Genomic DNA, 4,888 nt, shown 5'->3' with positions numbered 1-4,888 from the left:
GAGTAGGGCCGTCTGAGGCTGTCCCTCTCGGCACCCCTCTCGGCATCCCTTGCCGCCGTCCTCCTTGCTGCCCCCTCTCTCGGCACCCCTCTCGGCACCTGAACGCGTCTGAGGGCGACCCCTTCCGCACCTGAACGCGTTTGAGGGCGGATTTCCCCTCCCTGAACGCGCCTAGGGGCGGATTCTCCGACTCGACGCCGCCCGATGTCGCCCTCAACCGCATTCAGGTGCGGAGGAGGAGCGCGGCGGTCTCAGGCGCTCTGGAGGGCGGGGTCCGCCAGCAGGAGGTCGACCATGAGGCCGTAGCTGGCCGTGCCCGCCTCCTGGCCGTTGNCCTTGAGGTAGCCGTCGTNCACGGCGTCGCCNAGGTTCTGGAGGGGGCCGCGGTAGGCCGCCGCCATGTCGGTCCGGGCGGCGCGGTCACCTGCCACTGCCAGGTCCCTCTCGCCGTGGATGCGGGCCCAGGCCTCGGGGTCGGCCCGGTGGANCGNGGCCATGGCCTCGTCGTAGGCCATGGTGAGGCCGCTGTAGCGGGCGAGGGGGTCGTCCGATGCCGCGCAGGCCAGGTAGCCGATGTAGTTGGCCTCNTCCTCGCGCATGAACNCGGCGCGGTGGGCCAGCTCGTGGCCCATGGTGGCCGGGATGGAGAGGCGCGGCCAGTCGCAGCTGACGTTGGCCTCGGCCGTGTAGGGGAAGTAGACGCCGGTGATGCCCACGAGCGACATGGCGCGCGACGCCAGCACCGGCTTGGGGTCCGAGAAGTCCACGGCAAAGAGGCCCGGGTAGCGGTCGTTCAGCGCCCGTACCTGGGACGTCGCGGCCCGTGCCATGGTGGGGAAGTCGCCGGCGGCTCCGCCCGTGGCGGACGGCCGGTTGCGGAGCCAACCATCCGAGACGGGCCCCAGCGCGACGCGGCTCTCGTCCACGCGGCGCCCGAGCTCCTCGCAGAGGGCCGTCAGCCGGCGGGCGCGCTCCTCGGCCGGGAGGGCACGCGCCTCCTGCAGGACCGGCCCGTAGCCGGCGAGCTCGGCGAAGGTGGGCCGGCTGTAGTTGAGGCCCTGGAGCGCCATGAAGAGCGCCNAGGCTGCCGCGACCACGGCGACGGCCGGCACCGCGCGGCGCCCGGCGGCGGCGAGGCGGCGGCCGCGGCTGGCACGGACGACGGCCGCGACGGAGCGTGCGAAGTAGACGACGGCGGCCGTAGCGGCGAGGACGAGGACCCACNCCGCCACGGAGAAGGGCACGAGCCCGGGCAGAAACCCCACGGCGTCGGAGAGGGCCACGTAGGGGCCGCAGGCCCAGGCGTCGGAGGGGTGCGCGGCAAGCCAGNACGAGCNGGNGAGGGCCGCGGCCGCCATNGCGAGGCATGCGCCTGCGGCAACGGTGGCGCGGCGCGGGCGCGGGTGGTGCAGGTGCATGGCCCCTCCTCTCGACGGCCCCACCATACCGGATGGACGGCAGGGCCCCATGCGGGTTCGGGGCTTCATGGCAAAGGGAGCGGTGACATGTGTCAATTGGCGTACTTCGTTGTCGGCATAATGCCTGTTACGAGACGCTTAATAAATACTCAACGAAATGAATGCAAACAATAATAATATACGAATATGAATTAATAATGGCAGATAGAACAATAAAGCAATAACTTAGCAAATAGCTATCAAAACCATTCGCCATTCGAATTATACCGTTCAGGTTTTCTATACAATTCCGATGGGTTGTGTATCTTAATTCTCGCTTTACTGGAAGGGAGGTTGAAAGATAAGAGAAAGGATACTTGAGATGAAGAAAGCTGTCGTTACCCTGCTTGCGGTCTTGTTTGGGGTTGTGTTCGTCTGCGCCGGCCGGGCCTACGCCACTGAGGACGGCTATCTGGAGGATCCTTATACGCGGATTCCCTCCTTTGCTGCTGTGTCTGGAAAAGAATAGGAACTCCTTGATGTATTTAAAGACACTGATGTTGCTGTGGACCGCTTTGCATCCGATCATGCTGCTTTTCTGCAGAAGTGCAATGATCTCGGTCTTCCCTCCCTTAGTGCAGAAACGGCAGGTGTTTATATAGAGCGAGTGGGCGATTTAAATCTTTCCTATCAAGAAGAGAGCGAGGTGCTCTCATTTCTGGATATCCTAGAAAACCCAATTGAAAATGAAGCGATTAAGCAGGGACTTCAGTGCATTGAGATAGCGCAATCTGTGGGAGATATGGCTTCTGATGAAGCGGAAGATGCTGTTTCGTTCTTGCTGCCCAGCCCAGACCCCTGTCTTTCGGAGAGCGCCATTCAGCCGTTCAACTCGGGAATTAATCTTGAGCTTGCTCGATCGTATGCAGCCCAGTTCGCAACTACTTACAATGCAAACTATGGGTATATCGGTGGGGCAGATTGTACGAANTTTGTTTCACAAATCCTCCATCACGCCGGCGTCTCAATGGATTGCAAGAATTCGACTGCGAGCGGGTGGTGGTGGCTTGGGAAAACGAACAAGTCTAATTCTTGGGTAAATGCCAATNCGTTCAAGAATTATATTGGAAGCGGTTATACCACGCGGACTTGGTCATCGTTCGTGAGTAATGTCCGGTCAGGGGACATTATCGGACTCGATTGCGGTGCAGACGGCGTGGTCGATCATTGTGGCTTCGTGTATACCACGGATGGAACGCGCCTTCGGATTGCTCAGCATTCTTCTGGCTATCTAGATTGGAATCGAGGCTGGCCGAATTATAACAATTCAGGAAGGTATTATCGCATTCGCCGCTAGGAGAGTTTGTGTCATTAGTTAAATTGTACTCGGATGCCCCTGCTGCTTGGGTAGTGGGGGCGTCCCTGCTCGTGGCCGTGATTCTCTGCGTGCGACTAGTTCGGCGGCGTTCTTGTTCGTGGGCGATCGCAGAGGNGGTGGTGGCACTGTGCGAGGCGGGCCTGCTTGTGCCTCTCGGCAACAGCACGGCGCTCGCGCTCGGGGAGGTGCGGCCCCTCGTCNTCCTTGTCGCCGAATGGCATCNGGTCGCGCAAGGGCTGTTCTGCCTGATGGCCCTCTGCGTGCCGGTGGCCGTTTTNCTCATGGCGAGAGGTCGGCGTTCGGTGGCGCACCCTCTTGGGCCCGGACAGGTTCTAGCGGCCGTGCTGGCGGCCATCATCGGAATGCAGGTGGCGGCCTATCTGGTCGTCGGTGCCTCATATTGCCATGTGAGGCCTTGGTATGAGCCCTCTGCCAGCGTCTTACGCGTCTCGTACCTTCTCATGTGGCTCCAGGTCGCGGTCGCCGCCGTCTGGATCGTGCGTCGGGCACAACGGCGTTGTGTGCCCGTTGCGGTGCTTGTGGGCAGCGTTGCGGCCGGGTGCGCTGCCGGTACTTTGGGGCACGGGATCGCCCTGTTGGATCCTTGGGACTTCATTGCGTGGACCGACGCTGTCCCCCGCGGCGAGCTCGTGCCCGCCGTCGCAGTGTTGATCGCGATTCAGGTGTGTTGTGCAGGCGCGGTGCTCCTCGGGGAGCGGGCCGATAGGGAGGTGCGACTGGGCTGATAGGCTTGGCTGGACGGCAGGCCCGCGGTTGAGTTAACGGTCCCGGATGGACGACAAGGGCACCATNCGGGTTCAAGGCCTCGGTGCACGGGGTCGGGCCTTCGGTGGGTGGCGGTGCGGGGCCTCGGGCCTTCGGTGAGTGGAAAAGCGTGCACCGAGGGCATGGGCCTGTGCACCGAAGGCGCGAGCAGGCCGTCAGGCTCCAAGCGTCCCCGCCAGCACGTTGGCTGCCAGCTCGCTGCCGGCCCCGCTCGGGTGCACGCCGTCGGCGGCGAGGAGACCGGCGCCCACGGCGCCCCCGTCGCCGACCTCCCAGAACGCCGCGCCCACGTTGGCCACGGCCACGCCGCACTCCCGCTCCACACGTCCCAGCGCCGCCTGCATGGCGCCGTGCATCTCCGCAGGGGAGAGGTCCAGCCTCCCCAGGGCCGCGCTCCCGGCGCCGAAGGCCCACGTGCCGTACACCACCGGCACCGCGCCCGCCTCCNGGGCCATGGCCGCCAGCCGAGCCACGCTCTCCAGGAACCGCCCGGTCGCCGTGACCGGGCCGTGGCTCATCTCCTGCAGCACGAGCGCATCCACGCCGCCTGCGGCCAGCGCCGCCGCCGTGGCCGCGCCCAGCCGCGTGGCCGGGTTGGCCTGCTCCGCCAGCCGCGCGCCGCCGCGGGCGTGCACGGCCACCTCGCGGCCGAGGAGTGCCGCCAGCCGGTCGGGCATCCTGTTCCTCGTGGTCAGGCTGTTGCCCAGCATCAGGATCATCGCGCATCCCCCGGGGCCGAGACCCCCGGAGCCGAGTCCTCCGGGTCCGAGACCGCCGCGGCTGTCGGAGCCAGCGCCGCCAGCACCCTTGCCGCCGCCTCGCCGCCCTCGGCCAGGTCCCTCACGGGCGCGTAGGCCTTAACGAGCGCGTCTAGCGACATGCGCGCGTTGGCCGGGCTCGTGGACGGCAGCGCCAGGTGGGGCAGCTCGGGCCACCGCGGCGCGTCGAAGCGCTCGTAGTAGCGCCTCGCTGCAGAGCCGCAGGTCACCACGGCCTCAATGGGCGCGGCGTCAATGATGCGCGCCAGGTCGTTGGGGCGCGGCCGCTTGATGGAAGCGTCCGACGCGCCCACGATCTCGCAGCCCGCCAGCANGTCCCACACGGCGAGGCGGTGGCGCAGCATGAGGGCCTTCTTCTCGGCAATGGTGGTCGCCGGCGGCTCGTCCCAGAGGCGGGCCATCACGGGCCAAAAGCGGTTGCGCGGATGCCCGTAGTAAAAGCCGTACNCCCGCGACTTGGGGCTCGGCATGGTGCCGAGCATCAGCACGCGGCTGCGGCTGTCAAAGAGCGGCTCGATGGTGTGGGTCACGAGGGTGGGGGTGTGGGC

Annotated in this window: 4 protein-coding genes; 2 read left to right on the top strand and 2 right to left on the bottom strand. The window is 65.5% G+C overall.

Features of this window, described 5'->3' with window-relative positions:
* Window positions 1-251: 251 nt before the first annotated feature.
* Window positions 252-1,418 (bottom strand): DUF3810 domain-containing protein, encoded by a 1,167-nt coding sequence (locus tag JX283_RS07795; protein WP_204830068.1) that lies wholly within the window; start codon window positions 1,416-1,418, stop codon window positions 252-254.
* Window positions 1,419-1,779: 361 nt separating this feature from the next.
* On the opposite strand from JX283_RS07795, the gene JX283_RS07790 reads away from it, so the two are divergent.
* Both JX283_RS07790 and JX283_RS07785 read left to right on the top strand, forming a co-directional pair.
* Complete coding sequence (locus JX283_RS07790; RefSeq protein ID WP_168354069.1) at window positions 1,780-1,926, top strand: hypothetical protein; 147 nt, start codon at window positions 1,780-1,782, stop codon at window positions 1,924-1,926.
* A gap of 36 nt (window positions 1,927-1,962) precedes the next feature.
* Window positions 1,963-2,754 carry an amidase domain-containing protein gene (locus tag JX283_RS07785; protein WP_204830067.1) on the top strand — a complete coding sequence of 264 codons (792 nt, stop codon included), beginning with the start codon at window positions 1,963-1,965 and terminating at the stop codon, window positions 2,752-2,754.
* 1,522 nt (window positions 2,755-4,276) lie between these two features.
* Here JX283_RS07785 and JX283_RS07775 read toward each other — a convergent pair.
* Window positions 4,277-4,870, bottom strand: a complete 594-nt coding sequence (locus JX283_RS07775; protein ID WP_239652546.1) for a DNA-deoxyinosine glycosylase — start codon at window positions 4,868-4,870, stop codon at window positions 4,277-4,279.
* Window positions 4,871-4,888: the final 18 nt, after the last annotated feature.

Origin of the sequence: Olsenella sp. CU969 (assembly GCF_905219715.1) — a bacterium.
Taxonomy (GTDB): Bacteria; Actinomycetota; Coriobacteriia; order Coriobacteriales; family Atopobiaceae; genus Granulimonas; species Granulimonas faecalis.
This window is presented reverse-complemented; position numbering and strand designations above follow the sequence as displayed.